This is a genomic window from Candidatus Mycobacterium methanotrophicum, from assembly GCF_023515995.1.
GTDB lineage: Bacteria > Actinomycetota > Actinomycetes > Mycobacteriales > Mycobacteriaceae > Mycobacterium > Mycobacterium methanotrophicum.
Window position 1 is genome coordinate 2,270,711 of record NZ_CP097320.1, and the last position, 15,639, is coordinate 2,286,349.

The following is a 15,639-nucleotide window of genomic DNA, read 5'->3' on the forward strand; positions in this document are numbered from 1 at the left end:
GTCCTCACGCGGCGATCGGCCGGGGGTGGAAGAGCCTGATCTCGCGTGGTGTGCAGCTGGCGCGGTATTGCGTGGGCGGACCCGTGAACTCGACCGTGCATTCGGGGTGCGCCGGCCGGGCTCGTCAGCGCGCGTTCCATCAGCGCCTCATCGAGTCGCAGCCGCCGGCCGCGGATGATTCTGCCGCCGAAAGGACACGGGTTGACGCTACCTAATGTCGCCTAGGCCAATGAACCCTTTGACGATTCGTCGCCGATAAGATCGCGTTGAGTGGAAATCGCTGAGCGGACTCTAAAATTGGCTTCATTCCTCCGTATTGCCCGCCGAAGCGCGCGGTAGGGTGACATACGCGAGTTCCGATCGGCAAAGTCGTAGGCCTATCACGATCGCGGTGATCAGTTTCGGTGACGGCGAGAATGGGGATGAAGATGCGCCATTTGACGGCCGCCTTGGCCGTTGCCGGCGTCTGCATTCTCGGCGCCGGTTGCGGTGTCGATAGCAACCAAGCGAATGTCAAATCGACGACGACCAAGACATCGCTGATTCCCCGCCCGGTGGTTGAGCGGGAGCTGGATGCGTTGCTGCTTACCCCGGAACAGATCAACCCCATGATGGGCGCCAACGGCCTGGCGGTCACCAAAAGGCACGACGCGATGTCTGACGACAGCGCCACGATGCAGCCCATAGAATGCCTGGCCATCGACGGCGCCGCGCAGGCCCAGGTCTATGCCAATAGCGGGTTCACCGCCGTGCGTGACCGGGCACTCAACGATGGCGATAACTTCACCCATTACGTCGAGGAAGCGGTGGTGCTGTTCCCCACCGCCAAACAGGCCGGCCTGTTCTTGATCGCGTCGACTTTACGTTGGCCCGCCTGCCACAGCTACACCCACACCCAGACCGGAACACAATGGACCGTCGGGCCGATATCGGATGCCAACGGCGCACTGAGCACGATTGCGACGCAAGAGAATGCCAGGGCCGGCGGTTGGGCCTGCGGTCGGGCGCTAGCGGTCAGAAACAACGTCATCGTCGATGTCAACACCTGCAGTCCCGACCCGAAGAACTCGGCCGTCGACATTGCCAACCAGATCGCCGCCAAAGTCTCGACACGGTAAGGCTTTTCGCCTCGTCACTCGGTGCCGGCGGGATCGAGCAGTCGCACCTCCTCGAGGTCCATCACCGACTGCAGCTCGCGCAGCACGATGTCGTCGATCCGATTTTTGTCGCGCAGCTCGACGGTGGCGCGGCGCTTGTGATCGAGCACGCCAAGGCGCACCCGGCGCAGCAGATCGCTTCGCTCGGCTACCTCATTCGTGCCCTCGGCGCGGCCACCGGCTCGATGAGTGCCGCGTGCTCTTCATATTCGTTGTGCAGACGCCTCAGTAGATCATCGGAGGCCAACCTCACCGGCGACTACCGGCAGGGTTTCGAGAGCGGCCTGAGAACCGCGGCAGCGGGCCAGTTGCAATTCGTCAGCGTGACTTACGTCTTCGGGCATCCGGGCCCCAGGACTCCCGATATAGTGGGATCGTTTATGCGGTGTCGTGACCTTTGACGCTGTATTTGATCTTGAGGTCGGCGCCGGGGTAGCGGGTCTCGGTGGCGGTGAGTTCATTGCAAGGGCCGGCGATGGCGCGGCTGCGGCGGGCCGCGGTCGCGGGGTCGAGCCGCAGGTTCAAGGTGTCGCCGGTGATGCGGATGTCGCCGGGCAGCCGCATCGCTTCACGCAGCAGGGCGCGGGCTTCGTCGGCCGCGCGGGAGTAAGTGCTCACGCAACCGACGCCTCGATCCGGGCCACCACAGGCACCCATTTCCTCGGACGCCACCGACACTCAGGCCCCGGCGACCGGTGCGCCGTCGTCGACGGAGTCGGACACCGGGACACCGCCGCCGACAAGCACAACCACCCAAGCGCCGACGACGACCACGCGAGCGCCTACGGCCACGACTAGCTCAGCGCCCACAACCACACAGGTGCCGGTGCAGCCGCCGTTTGGAGAATTCCCCCGCGGTCCGCGCTTCTTCCCGCAACCGCAACCTGGCTCCGGATAACCGGGATCAGGCGTTTCCTTGTTCGCCTTCCTGTTGCTTGTCCTTGCCGAACTTGGGGTTGCCCTCGTCGTCGATCCAGTCGTTGATCGCGGTGCCCGTGATTGTCCTGCCGGTGCCGGGCAATACGGCTGTTTCGCGGTCCTGGTAAGCTTCCGCCATCCGGTGGACCGCTTCCTTCCCTTCCTCGCTCAGTTCGGGCGTGTCGGAGGAAGTCTTCTTTTCTTTGTCGGTGTCTTCGCTGCTCATGAACCCATCCGTCCTAACGGGACCGTAGGCCTGCCGATGGCACTATCCGAGCGGACGACTACCCGCCTATGCGATCGGCCCAAACGGCGCGGCTAGCCCGAAGTTGCTCGGAGATGTCCCACAGCCGGCGGCAATCGGCGTCGACGACCGGTAGTTTTCCGCCGCTCAGCGTGCGTGTTTATCCACGACACGCCGGGCGGGGCTGGCATTCTGCGCACGCTCGCCACAAAGGGACTTAGTGGCCTCGGGCTACCCATTCGTCGTAGTGAACGATCTCGTCGCCGATGCTGGTGGTATCGCCGTGGCCGGTGTAGACGACGGTGTCTCCGGGAAGCGTGCCGAGGCGCCCCGAGATCGACTCCAGGATCGTCGGGAAGTCGGAAAACGAGCGTCCGGTGGCCCCGGGGCCGCCGGAAAACAACGTGTCTCCGCTGAACACCGCGCCCAGGTCGGGCGCGTACCAGCACACCGAGCCGGGGGAGTGCCCCGGGGTGTGCAGTGCTCGCAGCTCAATGCCGGCGACCCGCAGCGTGTCGCCGGCGGATACCGTCCGAAAGTCGTCGTCCGGGTGGGTCATCCGCCATAGCATGTCATCGGCGGGATGCAGCAGCACCGGCGCGTCGAACGTCTTGCCGAGCTCGGGGGCGACGGTCACATGGTCGTTGTGCCCGTGGGTGCACACCACCGCCACCACATTGCGCCCGCCGACAGCGGCCACGATCGGCGCTGCCGTGTGCGCGGCGTCGAAGACCACTATATCGCTGTCATCACCGACGACCCAGACGTTGTTGTCGACTTCCCAACTGCCGCCATCGAGTTCGAAAGTGCCATGAGTGACCACGCGCTCGATGGCCGGCATTACAGTATCACCACCGAGCGCAGCACGTCGCCGTCGTGCATTTTGCGGAATGCCTTCTCGACATCACCGAGGCCGATGCGTTCAGACACGAACTTCTCCAGCGGCAACCGGCCCTGCAGATACAGCTCGATCAGGGTGGGGAAGTCCCGTTCGGGCAGACAGTCGCCATACCACGACGACTTCAATGCGCCGCCGTGCGAGAAGAAGTCGAGCAGCGGCATGTCGATGCGCATGTCTGGTGTCGGAACACCCACCAGCACAACGGTTCCCGCAAGGTCACGGGCATAGAAGGCCTGCTTCCACGTTTCTGGTCGGCCAACCGTGTCGATCATGACATCGGCACCGAACCCGTCTGTGAGATCCTGGACTGCCTTGACCACATCGAGGTCACGGGCGTTGACGGTGTGGGTGGCGCCGAACTTGCGGGCCCAATCCAGTTTGGTGTTGTCGGTGTCGATGGCGATGATCCTTCTCGCGCCGACCAGCGCTGCCCCGGCGATCGCGGCATCGCCGACGCCGCCGCAGCCGATCACCGCAACCGTGTCGCCGCGGCTGACCGCGCCGGTGTTGACGGCTGCGCCCAGCCCTGCCATCACTCCGCAGCCCAGCAGGCCGGCCACTGCCGGGTCGGCCGCGGCGTCGACCTTGGTGCACTGGCCGGCGTGCACCAGCGTCTTGTCGGCGAACGCCCCGATTCCCAGCGCCGGCGTCAGCTCGGTGCCGTCGCTGAGCGTCATCTTCTGCTCGGCGTGCAACGAGTCGAAGCAGTACTGTGGGCGGCCACGTTTGCATGCGCGGCACTGACCACACACCGCCCGCCAATTCAGGATGACGAAGTCGCCGGGTTCGACGCTAGTGACGCCGGGGCCTACCTTTTCGACGGTGCCCGCGGCCTCGTGGCCGAGCAGAAATGGATAGTTGTCGGTGATGCCGCCGTCGTGGTAGGTCAGGTCGGTGTGGCATACCCCGCACGCGGTGATGTCGACGACGACCTCGGCTGGGCCGGGGGCGGGGATCACGATGTCCACCGTTTGGACTGGTTTGCCCTTTTCCCGTGAAATCACGCCGCGCACCGTCTGATCCATGCGCTATAACCTACTCTACGGGCTAGGCTGCTTGCGCGATGGCTCCACTCGACATCCTCCACGACTGGCCGGTTCCGGCGGTGGCCGCCGCGGTGGTCGGACCATCGGGGCTGCTGGCGAGCCATGGGGACACCGGCCGGCGGTTCGCGCTGGCGTCGGTGACCAAGCTTCTGGTCGGGCGAGCGGCGCAGATCGCGATCGAAGAAGGCGCCGTCGACTTGGACACCGCCGCCGGGCCGCCCGGATCGACCGTGCGGCATCTGCTGGCCCACGCCTCGGGGTTGGCGATGCACTCCAACGAGACGCTGGCCAAGCCTGGTGCCCGTCGTATCTACTCCAACTACGGCTTCGCGGTGTTGGCGCAGACGGTGCAAAAGGCAGCCGGGATCGAGTTCGGTCGCTACCTCACCGAGGCGGTGTTCGATCCGCTGGGAATGACCAACAGCCGGCTGGACGGCGGCGCGCAGGCCGCCGGTTTCGGGGTGACCTCGACGGTGGCGGACTTGGCGGCGTTCACCGCTGACCTGCTGAATCCGACGATGGTGTCGACGCAGATGCATGCCCAGGCGATCGCCGTGCAGTTCCCCGGCCTGAACGGGGTATTGCCCGGATACGGCCAGCAGCGGCCGAATGACTGGGGGCTGGGCTTCGAGATCAAGGACTCCAAGACACCGCATTGGACCGGCGGTAAAAACTCGGCGCGAACATTCGGCCATTTCGGCCAATCGGGCTCGTTGATCTGGGCAGATCCGGATGCCAAGCTGGCGCTGGTGGTGCTCACCAACCGCGATTTCGGTGCGTGGGCGCTGCCGCTGTGGCCGGCCTTGGCTGACGCCGTGATATCCGAGTGGCTAGCGGACTAGCGCAACAGGGGTCTCACGAGGCACAATAGACACGCAAGACACAATATTATCTGCATTGTCGAGACCATTTTGCTCGTCGGGTTCACAGGTCGTTGGGGAAGACGTCCCTTGTGGAGCCGAAGGAGCAGCAGATGCGTGCGTCGAACCAGTTTGCCGACGTGACAACCGGCGTGGTGTACATCCACGCCTCGCCCGCCGCGGTGTGTCCGCATGTCGAGTGGGCGTTGTCGTCGACCCTGGGCGTCAGTCCCAATCTGAAGTGGACCCCACAACCGGCGATGCCCGGGCAGTTGCGCGCGGTGACCAATTGGGTCGGCCCAGTGGGCACCGGCGCCAGGTTGGCCAATGCCTTGCGTTCCTGGTCGGTGCTGCGGTTCGAAGTCACCGAGGATCCCAGTCCGGGCGTCGACGGGCAGCGGTTCAGCCACACACCTCAGCTGGGACTGTGGAGCGGGGCGATGAGCGCCAACGGCGACGTGATGATCGGCGAGATGAGGCTGCGGGCGATGATGGCCGACGGCGCCGACGTGCTGGCCGCCGAGCTGGATGAGGCGCTGGGCACCGCGTGGGATGAGGCGTTGGAGGTCTATCGCGACGGCGGTGACGCCGCCGAGGTGTCTTGGCTCAGCCGCGGCGTCGGCTAGGTCTCCCCGCTGTGGGCCGGCCGCAAGATCTGCAGCGCGCTGGAGACCGCCGAGATCTCAGCGGGCAGAGCGCAGGCAAGTCGCCGTCGGCGTAGGCGTTGATGCCCTGTGAGTCCACGTCGACGGATGTAGCGCGCGCCGTTGTCACCGCGTCAAGATCGATATGGCTGCCTTTGTAGACGGTGGGGAACAGGCGAATCAGCCGGTGCGGGGAAGCGGTCGCGCGGCACTGGTCGAACGGGTGGTCGCGGTGGCCGAACGCCTGCGCCACGACGAGCTGGTGATGGCGGTGCTGCGCTCGGAGTCGGCGCTGGTCTACATCGCCCAGCGGCTCGGCCGCAGTCAGCAGATGCTGATCGACGCGCTCGCCGACAATCTGCGTGCGGCCCAACGCGACGGCAGTGTGCGACCGGGCGACCCGCAACCAGCTCGCCGCGATGGTGCTGCTGATCACCCAATCGACGATTCAGTCCGCCGAGATCGTCCGCCCGATCCTGGACGCCGGTGCGCTGGCCGGTGAACTCGCCTACTCGCTGAACGGATACTTGTCGTGAACTCGACTGCCCTCAACGGGGCCCGCCGCACTGGCGAGCTGACCGCGCTGGCCGACGGCGAACCGACTGACGTCGTCGTCATCGGCGGCGGCATCACCGGCACCGGCATCGCGTTGGACGCGGCATCCCGAGGACTGCGTGTGGCATTGGTGGAAAAGCGCGACCTCGCATTCGGCACCAGCCGGTGGAGCTCCAAGCTGGTACACGGCGGCTTGCGTTATCTGGCAAGCGGCAACGTCGGCATCGCCCGGCGCAGCGCCACCGAACGCGGAATCCTGATGACGCGCAACGCTCCGCATCTGGTTCGGGCTATGCCCCAACTAGTCCCGTTATTGCAGTCGATGGGACGGATGGAGCGGGCGTTGGTGCGAGCCGGCTTTGTGGCCGGCGACGTGTTGCGTAAGACGGCGGGCACACCGGCGTCCATTTTGCCGGGCTCTAGCCGCATTTCGGCAGCGCGTGTCGCCGAGATGGCACCGGCCGTGAGGCGCGACGGACTCGACGGTGGGCTACTCGCCTACGACGGGCAACTGATCGACGACGCCCGGCTGGTCGCCGCCGTCGCGCGTACCGCCGCCCAGCACGGGGCCCGAATACTGACCTACGCGGCCGCATCCGAGGTAACCGGCACCTCGCTGCGACTGACCGACCAGCGCAGCGGCGAATCGTCCGACATGTCGGCCCGCGCCGTCATCAACGCCACCGGGGTGTGGGCAGGCGAGATCGACCCGTCGCTGAAGCTACGTCCCAGCCGCGGCACCCACCTGGTCTTCGATGCCGCAGTCCTCGGCAATCCCACAGCGGCGCTGACGATTCCGATACCCGGCGAGCTCAACCGTTTCGTGTTCGCAATGCCCGAGCAGCTGGGGCGGGTCTACCTTGGCCTGACCGACGAAGAAGCGCCCGGGCCGATTCCTGAGGTGCCACAGCCGACGTCGGCCGAGGTGCAGTTCTTGCTCGACGTCGTCAACACCGCGCTGGCTATCACGCTGGAGGGTGCCGACGTGATCGGTGCCTATGCCGGGCTGCGGCCGCTGATCGACACCGGAGCCGGCCGCGCCGCGGACGTCTCACGCAGCCATGCCGTCCTCGAGTCACCCTCCGGGGTGATCAGCGTGGTCGGCGGCAAGCTGACCGAGTACCGGCACATGGCCCAGGACGTCCTGGACCGGGCAATCGAACTGCGTGCTCTGGACGCCGGCGAGTGCCGGACCCGCAACCTGCCATTGGTCGGCGCGTCGGCAAATCCGGGGTCAAGCGTGGCGCCGATGGCTGGCTTGCCGGAGTCGCTGGTGCTGCGTTACGGGGCTGAGGCGGCCAACGTCATCGCCGCTGCCAAATGCGGGCGCCCGGCCGACCCCGTGGCCGACGGGATCGACGTGATCAGGGCGGAGTTCGAATACGCCATCACCCATGAGGGCGCGCTGACCACCGACGACATCGTGGATCGTCGCACCCGGATCGGTTTGGTCGCCGCCGACCGCGAACGGGTCGTCGACGCGGCTGCGGAGTTTGTGAGGTGCTTCGGCTGAGGCGGACGGATACCATGGAACGGAACTAATCCGTATCGGCTAGGGGACACGATGGAGAGCGGCCAGCCGGAGACGACCCGGCGCCCGGCACGAAGCCACGGACGCCTGGACCGGTCGCTGGACACAGCCATCCTCGATGCTGCACTGGCAGGTGTGGCCGAACGGGGCTATGACCGGTTGAGCATGGACGACGTCGCGTCCCGCGCCGGCGTGGGTAAGGCCGCGATATATCGTCGCTGGCCGTCGAAGGCCGTGGTGGTGGCGGATGCGATCGCCCTCTGGAGACGGCGCCTGGGGCCCGTCGAGCCGCCGAACACCGGCAGCCTTCGCGGCGACATCGAGGCGCTGGTCGCAGCTGTACCTGACCTGAATGACGCTGAGCTGCACACAATTCAGGTGGTTATCGGGGTGGCGACGGCGGCGATGCACAATCCCGTCCTGGCCGCGGCCTTGGATGACCTTGTGCTGTCGGCCCCGCGACATGTGGTCCGCGTGGTGCTAGACCAGGCGGTGGCTCGCAAGGAGATACCGGCCGACCGCGATCTGAGTCTGATACCCGACGTCGCGTTGGGCCTCAACGTGCTGCGGGTGATGACCGGGCGTCCGATCGACCGGGTCTACGCTCGGAGGGTGCTCGAAGACGTGATCTTGCCGCTCGCCGGCGCACCGACGCGTTAGCAGTTGCGCGTTGCAGCCGACGGCGCCACATTGGTCTAGACGGAACTAATCAGTTCCGTATGGAAGGGAGGTGGCGATGAGTGTCACGCATGTCCCGGTGTTGATCGTCGGCGCAGGCGCAGGCGGCCTGGCCACTTCGGCGCTGCTGGCCATGCTCGTCCTGAGTCCAGGCGTTGCCGGCGCCGAGGTCGACGTTAGCGCGCATTTTCTTCGGATTCTTGGCGCTGGTGTCGATCTCGGCGCCAAACGGCTGTCATGGTGGTGGAACGCTTCCGCGGCGACCGGCGAGAACACTGGCGCTCTCGCGAGGAGGTGTTCCACGCGGTCAGCGCCCGCGAAGCGGCGGCGATAACCGACGCGGTCGTTGACGCGGTCCGCAACGACCCGGCCGAGGTCGCGCTGCACCGCTACCTGCGGCGGCTGTTCGTCGAGGCGATGAACTGTCCGGTGCTGCGAGCGCCGTACACCCGCGACGCCGATACCCTCGGTACTTTTCTCGCCGCGGCGCATCATCAGCGGCTGCAGGAAACAAAGCTCGGTGTCAACCGCGACTATCTGGGTGTGCTCGCCGCGGAGTCCATGCCGCGGCCCGACCTGCATGTGCAGGATCTCGACTACGCCCTGCCCGCGATCGTCTTCGGTTTCTTTGCGGCAGAACCGTTTCACCCGCAGACGATCACGCTGACCTTGGAGCAGAAGGCCGACCAGCTCGCCGACACTGTGCTGCGGGCTTTCGAGCCAAGTGATGCGCCGAGCGGCGTCGCGGTGAAACGTGCTGCGGCGAAGGCTCTTCCGATCCTCGAACGACTCGCCCGAGACCACCGGGCGGCGACCTACGGCGGCGATCAGGATGACTGAGGTGGCAACGGATTTCATCCGCCACGAGGGCGGTACGGGTGGACGGGGACTACCGATCTATTCCGGCGCCGGTCGTGTTCGTCGGCTATGTGTTGTTGTGCGTTGCCGCAGCGGTTGTCGCCGGCCTACGGCTGACGACCGGACGTGCCCTGCCGCGACTCGCCGCCGCCGCGCTGGGCGTCTCATTGATCGCCGCCGGGCTCAGCATCTGGCGGTTGAGCCGACGAGCGAAGTTCGAAGTATGGGCACGCCTGCTCACTGGAATCGGTTTGCGGGGCGATGAACGGATGCTCGACCTCGGCTGCGGACGCGGCGCGCTGTTGCTGACAGCGGCAAAGTTGCTGCCGCGGGGAAATCCGCTCCAGGACAACTTCGCTGCGATGGAATTCCTGGAACGGTGCGATCTTTCGCCCGAGGATAAGGAGCGGTGCGCCTGAACGACGGCGGCTCGGTGATCACCATCGTGACCGCGCTGCTGGCCGCGTTCACCGACGGCTACTCTACCTATGCCGGCGCCAAGAGCCCGGTTGAACACTTCACCCGCGCTGCTGCCAAAGAGTTTGGTACACGTGGCATTTCGGTGAACAATGTGGCGCCGGGGCCGATGGACACCCCGTTCTTCTATCCGCAAGAGACACCGGAGCGGGTAGAGTTCCACAAGTCGCAGGCGATGGACAATCGGCTGACCCGCGTCGAGGACATCGCGCCGCTGGTGCTTTTCCTGGCCGACGAGGGCCACTGGGTGACCGGGCAGACCATCTTCGCCAACGGCGGCTACACCACCCGCTAGCCCGCGCGATGAAACTACAGCGGAATGTTCTTGTGGCGCCCGCGTCGTGGTGGTGCCTGGGCCAACGCCTCGGTGAGCTTGCTGCGGGTGTGGGCCGGGTCGATCTTCTCGTCGACCACACCGATGTCGATCGCGTTGTCAACGCCGCCGGCGATCCGCTCATGCTCGGCGGCAAGCTCGTCGTGCAACGCCTCGCGCTCGTCATCCGGCGCGGCCGCCAGCTTCTTCTTGTGCAGAATTCCGACGGCTGCCTTGGCGCCCATCACGGCGACCTCGGCGTCGGGCCATGCGAACACCTTGGTGGCGTTCAAAGAACGCGAGTTCATCGCAATATAGGCGCCGCCGTAGATCTTTCGGGTAACCAGGGTGGCTCGCGGGACTGTGGCCTCACCGAACGCGTGCAGTAGTTTCGCGCCGCGGCGCACCACGCCGCCCCATTCCTGGTCGACACCAGGTAGGTAGCCCGGAACGTCGACGACCACGACCAGCGGGATGCCGAATGCATCGCAAAGACGCACGAAACGCGCTGCCTTCTCGGCGCTTTCGGAGTTGAGGCAACCGCCGAGCCGCAGCGGGTTGTTGGCCAGCACGCCGACCGTGCGGCCCGACAAGCGGCCCAGGCCGACCACCATCGACGGCGCCCACTTGGCCTGGAACTCTTCGAACGGCGCGTCGTCATCGAGCAACGCGATGACAAGCGGGTGCACGTCGTAGGCGCGTCGCGGCGACTCCGGCAACAACGCATGCAGGTCGGTGTCATGCGCCTCGGCTTTGCGGCGGTCGAAATGCCCTTGCTGGCAGAACAATCCGACCAACCGGCGGCCACGCTCGTATGCGTCGGCCTCGTCGTCGGCGACGATGTGGCAAACCCCGGACTTCTTGTGGTGAGTTTCCGGGCCGCCCAGCGACGCCATGTCGACCTCCTCGCCGGTCACGCTGCGCACCACGTCGGGCCCGGTGACAAACACCCGGCTGTCCGGTGCCATCACGACGACGTCGGTCAGTGCCGGCCCGTAGGCGGCGCCCCCGGCGGCGAAACCGACCACCACGGAAATCTGCGGGACGTATCCGGACGCCCGGATCATCGCCTCGAATACCAGCCCGACGGCGTGCAGTGCGCGCACGCCTTCGGCCAGCCGGGCGCCTCCAGAGTGCCAGATGCCCACGATCGGGCTCTGCTCCTCGATGGCCGTGTCGTAGGCGTTGACGATGTGCGTGCAGCCTTCGAGGCCCATCGCACCGCCCATCACGGTGCCGTCGGTGCAGAAAGCGATGGTGCGCAGGCCGTTTACGGTTCCGGCGGCGGCCAGCACACCGGAGCGGTCCCGCTCGTGCAACAGCTCTACGCTGCCCGCGTCGAAGAACCTACGCAGCCGCAGCAGCGGATCACGCGGGTCGAGCGACTCGTCAACCGTATCCGGGGCCAGGGTCGTCATCGCAGATCTCCTGTTTCAGTGATGGTTCGATCTAGTAGCGGCCAAACGCGATTGCCACGTTGTGCCCGCCGAAGCCGAACGAATTGTTGACGGCGTACTTGTAGTCGCCTGGCCGCGGCTCGCCCGCCACCACGTCGAGGTCTATCTCCGGGTCCAGGTTGACCAGGTTCAGGGTGGGTGGAACAACCTGGTCGCGCAGTGCCAGCACGGTCAAGATCGATTCCACCGCGCCGACCGCACCGACCGAGTGGCCCAGCGCGCCCTTGGGCGCGTACACCGCCGCGTTTCCGCCGTGCGGGCCCAGCGCGTTGTTGATGGCCTTGCCCTCGGCCAAGTCACCGACAGACGTGCCGGTGGCGTGGGCGTTGACGTGGTCGATGTCGGCCGGGGTGAGGTCTGCGAGCTGAATCGCCCGCGTCATCGCGTGCCCGGCCCGCTCTCCGTTGGGATCGGGCGCCACCATGTGGAACCCGTCCGACGTGACGCTGGCCCCCATGATCCGGGCCAGGATGTTGGCTCCGCGGGCCTTGGCGTGCTCCTCGGTCTCGATGACCATCAACGCGCCGGCCTCTCCGAACACGAAGCCGTCGCGGTCCTTGTCGAACGGGCGGCAGGCGCCGGCCGGGTCGTCGTTGTTCCTCGACATCACGATGCGCATCTGGGCGAAACCGGCGATCGGCACCGCCTCTATCTTGGTCTCAACACCGCCGCAGATCGCGATGTCGGCCTCGCCCAGCGCGATCTGCTGCCAGGCGCGGGCGATGCCCTCCGAGCCGGACGCGCACGCCGACACCGAGGTCATCACCCCGGCCTTGGCCTGCTGTTGCAGTCCCACCGTCGCGGCAGCGCCGTTGGGCATGTACATCTGCACGGCCAACGGGGAGACCGCCTTCATGCCACGAGCGCGCATGCCGTCGTAGGCGAAGATCAGCTCCTCGCTGGAGCCCAGGCCGGTGCCGATCGACACCGTCAACCGGTTGGTGTCCACCTGTGGCGAACCGGCGTTTTCCCACACCCGCCGGTTCAGCACCGCGGCCATCTTCTGCAGGTAACCCATCCGGCGGTTCTCGACGCGGTTCAACTGGCTGTCGAACTCCTCGAGGAGATGCCCACCGATGCGAACCGGCAGGTCATACTCCTCCACAAAGGGGTCGTCGAGGAGACGGATTCCACTTTGCCCATCCAGCAACAACTTCCATGTGGTCTCCGCATCAGTTGCCACGGCGGTCGTCATGGCGATCCCGGTGACAACGATGTTGGGGAAGCCCTTCCCCGTGGCCAACCTTGCCATTGTTATTTCGGACGTTCCTTTCCCGCTTGTCCGGCTCATCCTCGGGCTGTTTGCGGCCCGCATCGTTGCCGGACGTTCTGCTTGCTCAGTACCGTCCGAACACCAGCGCGACGTTGTGTCCGCCGAAGCCGAACGAGTTGTTGATGGCGTACTGGTAGTCGCCATAACGCGGCTCGCCCGCGACGACGTCGAGGTCGATCTCGGGATCGGGGGTGTGATAGTTGAGCGTGGGCGGAATGACGCCGTCTCGCAGTGTGAGCACCGTCAGCACCGATTCCAGGGAACCCACTGCACCGATGGAGTGGCCCAGCGCCGACTTCGGCGCATAAACCGGAGCGTGCTGGCAACCCGCCTCTCGCAGCGCATTGGCTTCTGCCGTGTCACCGATCGGCGTAGCAGTCGCGTGAGCGTTGACGTGGTCGATGTCCTTGGGTGACAAGCCCGCCAACTCCAGCGACCGGGTCATCGCCCGCCCGGCGCGCACGCCGTCCGGTGCAGGCGCCACCATGTGGAACGCGTCGGAGGTGATGCCGGCGCCCATCAATCGGGCCAGCGGCTTGGCCGCCCGGGCTTGGGCGTGCTCCTCGGTCTCGATGATCATCAGTGCACCGGCCTCACCGAACACGAAGCCGTCGCGGTCCTTATCGAAGGGACGCGATGCCCCTTCGGGGTCATCGTTGCGGGTCGACATGGCGCGCATCATCGAGAACGCCGCGATCGGCAGGGCCTCAATCGGACCCTCCACACCGCCGCACACGGCGATGTCGGCGTCACCCATGACGATGTGCCGCCACGCGTGCGCGATGGCCTCCGAGCCAGACGAACAGGCCGACACCGGCGTCATCACCCCGGCGCGGGCTCCAAGCTGCAGACCCACGGTCGCCGCGGCGCCGTTGGGCATGATCATCTGCACGGCCAGCGGCGACACCTTGCGGGGGCCGCCTTCGTTCATCAGGTCGTAGCTTTCGACGATCCGCTCGGCGCCGCCCAGACCGGTGCCGATCACGACGGCGAACCGGTCGGGGTCGACCTCCGGGCTGCCTGCGTTCTCCCAGAGTTGACCGGAGAGCAGCTTGGCCAGCCGCTGGACGTAAGACATCCGGCGCAGGTCCAGCCGGCTCATGTGATCGTCGATCGACTCCTTGAGGTGGCCGCCGATCTTGACGGGCAGATCCCACTTCGTCACGAACTCGTCTTCGAGGACGCGGATGCCGCTTTCGCCGGCCAGCAAGCCCTTCCACGTGCCCTCGATGTCCGGCGCGATCGATGTCGTCGCCGTGACGGCGGTTACCACGACGCTGGGGAAACCGCCGTTGGTAGTGGAAGGTTTGGTCACTGGTGGTCGGCTTCCAGCCTGGCGCGAACCGACTCAGCCGCCTCCGGGTTCTCGGTCTCGAGCTTGGCGCGCAGCGCCTGGGCGGCCTCGGGGTTTTCTTCCTCGAGCTTCTGGATGTAGGTGACGACGTCACCGACGGTGCGCAGGCCGGCCAGGTCCTCGTCGGGGATCTTGACGCCGTACTTGTCCTCGGTCTGCACCGCGATCTCAACCATCGACAGCGAGTCGATGTCGAGGTCGTCGACGAACGACTTCTCCGGGGTGATCTCCGAGGGCTCGATACCGGTGACCTCTTCGATGATCTCGGCGATACCGGCGATGATTTCTTCCTGACTGACAGCCACGTTCAGTTCCCTTCGTAATATGTTGTGTTACTGCTAATTTGACGTGCGTGTGCGCTTGTAGGCGGACAGGTTTTCCTGATCCGGCTCTGCGGCGAGGGTTTTACAGCTCGGTCAAACCATCCAGGTCTGCGGGAGTCTTGACGGCACGCGTCGGTACCCCGCGAAGTTCACGCTTGGCGATGCCACTCAGAGCACCCGAAGGGGGGAACTCGACAATCGCCCTGACATTTCGCTGGCGCAGCGTCTTGCTGCACAAATCCCAGCGCACCGGGTGAACCAACTGTGCGACAAGCTTCTCTATCGCGTCGTTGGCTGAGCATACCGGCTGGCCGTCGCGGTTGGATAACAGAACGGCGGTCGGTTCCGCGGTCGCGACGTTTTGCACCGCCGAGGCGTAGCCGTCGAGCGCGGACGCCATGAACTGGGTGTGGAACGCTCCGGCGACGCCCAATGCACGCACCCGGGCCTTGGTTGGCGGGTCTTCGGCAAGTTTGTCCAGCCCGCTGAGGCGACCGGCGGCCACGATCTGGCCGGCGGCGTTGCGGTTCGCCGGAACCAGGTCGAGTTGCTCCAGGTGGGCCAGCACATCTGCCTCGTCACCGCCGAGCACTGCGGACATGCCCGTCGGCTCGTCGGCGCAGGCTTTGGCCATTTCGGCACCGCGGGTGGCGGCCAGGGCGACAGCGTCGTCGGCCGAGAACACCCCGGCGATCGCGTAGGCGGCGATTTCACCGACCGAGTGTCCGGCCACGATGGCATCTTTGTGGGCCTCTTTGCCGGCCTCTTCGCCGGCCAGTAGGCCTCGCCTCGTCAGCTCTTCGTGCGCGAGCAGTGTGGCGGCGACGATCAGCGGCTGGGCGATCGCGGTGTTGGTGATTTCCTCGGTCGACGCAGTGGTGCCCAGTCGCGCCAGATCCAGGCCGCTGGCCGTCGACCACGACGACAAGCGCTCTGCTGCACCAGGCAGTTCCAGCCAGGGCGACAGCATGCCGGGGGTCTGCGATCCCTGGCCGGGGGCGAGCAATGCAATCACGTCTCTAAGAGAACACTGTGAAGACGGTTTTGCGC

General features: G+C 66.1%; 17 protein-coding genes and 3 pseudogenes. 9 read left to right on the forward strand and 11 right to left on the reverse strand.

The features are described from left to right. The first annotated feature begins 428 nt into the window (after positions 1-428). The gene (locus tag M5I08_RS11965; protein WP_219065845.1) at positions 429-1,118 is read left to right on the forward strand and encodes a sensor domain-containing protein; all 690 of its coding nucleotides are present in this window, start codon (positions 429-431) and stop codon (positions 1,116-1,118) included. 14 nt (positions 1,119-1,132) lie between these two features. Here M5I08_RS11965 and M5I08_RS26190 read toward each other — a convergent pair whose 3' ends face one another. From M5I08_RS26190 to M5I08_RS11985, 5 genes are all read right to left on the reverse strand, one after another. Further along, entirely contained in the window at positions 1,133-1,267 is a 135-nt protein-coding gene (locus M5I08_RS26190) for a hypothetical protein (protein ID WP_255564652.1), read from the reverse strand. 268 nt (positions 1,268-1,535) lie between these two features. Further along, positions 1,536-1,775: a hypothetical protein gene (locus M5I08_RS11970; protein ID WP_219065847.1), complete on the reverse strand. Its 240-nt coding sequence runs from the start codon at positions 1,773-1,775 to the stop codon at positions 1,536-1,538. A gap of 286 nt (positions 1,776-2,061) precedes the next feature. Further along, the gene (locus tag M5I08_RS11975; RefSeq protein WP_219065848.1) at positions 2,062-2,301 is read right to left on the reverse strand and encodes a hypothetical protein; all 240 of its coding nucleotides are present in this window, start codon (positions 2,299-2,301) and stop codon (positions 2,062-2,064) included. 235 nt (positions 2,302-2,536) lie between these two features. Then, positions 2,537-3,160: an MBL fold metallo-hydrolase gene (locus M5I08_RS11980; RefSeq protein ID WP_219065849.1), complete on the reverse strand. Its 624-nt coding sequence runs from the start codon at positions 3,158-3,160 to the stop codon at positions 2,537-2,539. Continuing rightward, complete coding sequence (locus M5I08_RS11985) at positions 3,160-4,245, reverse strand: S-(hydroxymethyl)mycothiol dehydrogenase (protein ID WP_219065850.1); 1,086 nt, start codon at positions 4,243-4,245, stop codon at positions 3,160-3,162. The genes M5I08_RS11980 and M5I08_RS11985 overlap by 1 nt, the downstream gene beginning before the upstream one ends. Before the next feature lie 38 nt (positions 4,246-4,283). Between M5I08_RS11985 and M5I08_RS11990 the strand changes: the two genes are divergently transcribed. Continuing rightward, positions 4,284-5,108 (forward strand): serine hydrolase domain-containing protein, encoded by an 825-nt coding sequence (locus M5I08_RS11990; protein WP_219065852.1) that lies wholly within the window; start codon positions 4,284-4,286, stop codon positions 5,106-5,108. Positions 5,109-5,239: 131 nt separating this feature from the next. Then, a complete protein-coding gene (locus tag M5I08_RS11995) occupies positions 5,240-5,752 on the forward strand; it encodes a DUF3145 domain-containing protein (protein ID WP_219065853.1) in 513 nt (170 codons plus the stop codon). On the opposite strand, the pseudogene M5I08_RS12000 reads toward M5I08_RS11995, so the two are convergent. After that, positions 5,749-5,957: pseudogene (locus M5I08_RS12000) on the reverse strand (diacylglycerol kinase); the annotation flags it as partial. The gene M5I08_RS11995 and the pseudogene M5I08_RS12000 overlap by 4 nt on opposite strands. Here M5I08_RS12000 and M5I08_RS12005 point away from each other — a divergent pair. From M5I08_RS12005 to M5I08_RS12030, 6 genes and pseudogenes are all read left to right on the forward strand, one after another. Further along, positions 5,955-6,306: pseudogene (locus M5I08_RS12005) on the forward strand (TetR/AcrR family transcriptional regulator); the annotation flags it as partial. The pseudogenes M5I08_RS12000 and M5I08_RS12005 sit on opposite strands and share 3 nt — an antisense overlap. Continuing rightward, positions 6,294-7,838, forward strand: a complete 1,545-nt coding sequence (locus tag M5I08_RS12010) for a glycerol-3-phosphate dehydrogenase/oxidase (RefSeq protein WP_219065928.1) — start codon at positions 6,294-6,296, stop codon at positions 7,836-7,838. The pseudogene M5I08_RS12005 and the gene M5I08_RS12010, both read left to right, overlap by 13 nt. A 51-nt stretch (positions 7,839-7,889) precedes the next feature. Further along, positions 7,890-8,516, forward strand: coding sequence for a TetR/AcrR family transcriptional regulator (locus tag M5I08_RS12015; protein WP_219065854.1), 627 nt, complete (start codon positions 7,890-7,892; stop codon positions 8,514-8,516). A 255-nt stretch (positions 8,517-8,771) separates the two neighbouring features. Continuing rightward, entirely contained in the window at positions 8,772-9,374 is a 603-nt protein-coding gene (locus M5I08_RS12020) for a TetR/AcrR family transcriptional regulator (RefSeq protein WP_249763269.1), read from the forward strand. A gap of 38 nt (positions 9,375-9,412) precedes the next feature. Further along, positions 9,413-9,811: a hypothetical protein gene (locus M5I08_RS12025; RefSeq protein ID WP_219065858.1), complete on the forward strand. Its 399-nt coding sequence runs from the start codon at positions 9,413-9,415 to the stop codon at positions 9,809-9,811. After that, positions 9,805-10,164: pseudogene (locus M5I08_RS12030) on the forward strand (SDR family oxidoreductase); the annotation flags it as partial. The gene M5I08_RS12025 and the pseudogene M5I08_RS12030, both read left to right, overlap by 7 nt. Positions 10,165-10,178: 14 nt before the next feature. Here M5I08_RS12030 and M5I08_RS12035 read toward each other — a convergent pair. The 5 genes from M5I08_RS12035 to M5I08_RS12055 form a co-directional block, all read right to left on the reverse strand. Then, on the reverse strand, positions 10,179-11,600 hold the full coding sequence (locus M5I08_RS12035) for an acyl-CoA carboxylase subunit beta (protein ID WP_219065859.1): 1,422 nt from the start codon (positions 11,598-11,600) through the stop codon (positions 10,179-10,181). Positions 11,601-11,631: 31 nt separating this feature from the next. After that, on the reverse strand, positions 11,632-12,891 hold the full coding sequence (gene kasB, locus M5I08_RS12040; protein WP_219065861.1) for a 3-oxoacyl-ACP synthase KasB: 1,260 nt from the start codon (positions 12,889-12,891) through the stop codon (positions 11,632-11,634). 85 nt (positions 12,892-12,976) lie between these two features. After that, the gene (gene kasA, locus M5I08_RS12045; RefSeq protein ID WP_219065862.1) at positions 12,977-14,227 is read right to left on the reverse strand and encodes a 3-oxoacyl-ACP synthase KasA; all 1,251 of its coding nucleotides are present in this window, start codon (positions 14,225-14,227) and stop codon (positions 12,977-12,979) included. After that, complete coding sequence (acpM, locus tag M5I08_RS12050) at positions 14,224-14,571, reverse strand: meromycolate extension acyl carrier protein AcpM (protein WP_219065863.1); 348 nt, start codon at positions 14,569-14,571, stop codon at positions 14,224-14,226. Before acpM ends, kasA begins: the two co-directional genes overlap by 4 nt. Positions 14,572-14,671: 100 nt before the next feature. Beyond that, positions 14,672-15,604, reverse strand: coding sequence for an ACP S-malonyltransferase (locus M5I08_RS12055; RefSeq protein WP_219065864.1), 933 nt, complete (start codon positions 15,602-15,604; stop codon positions 14,672-14,674). Positions 15,605-15,639: the final 35 nt, after the last annotated feature.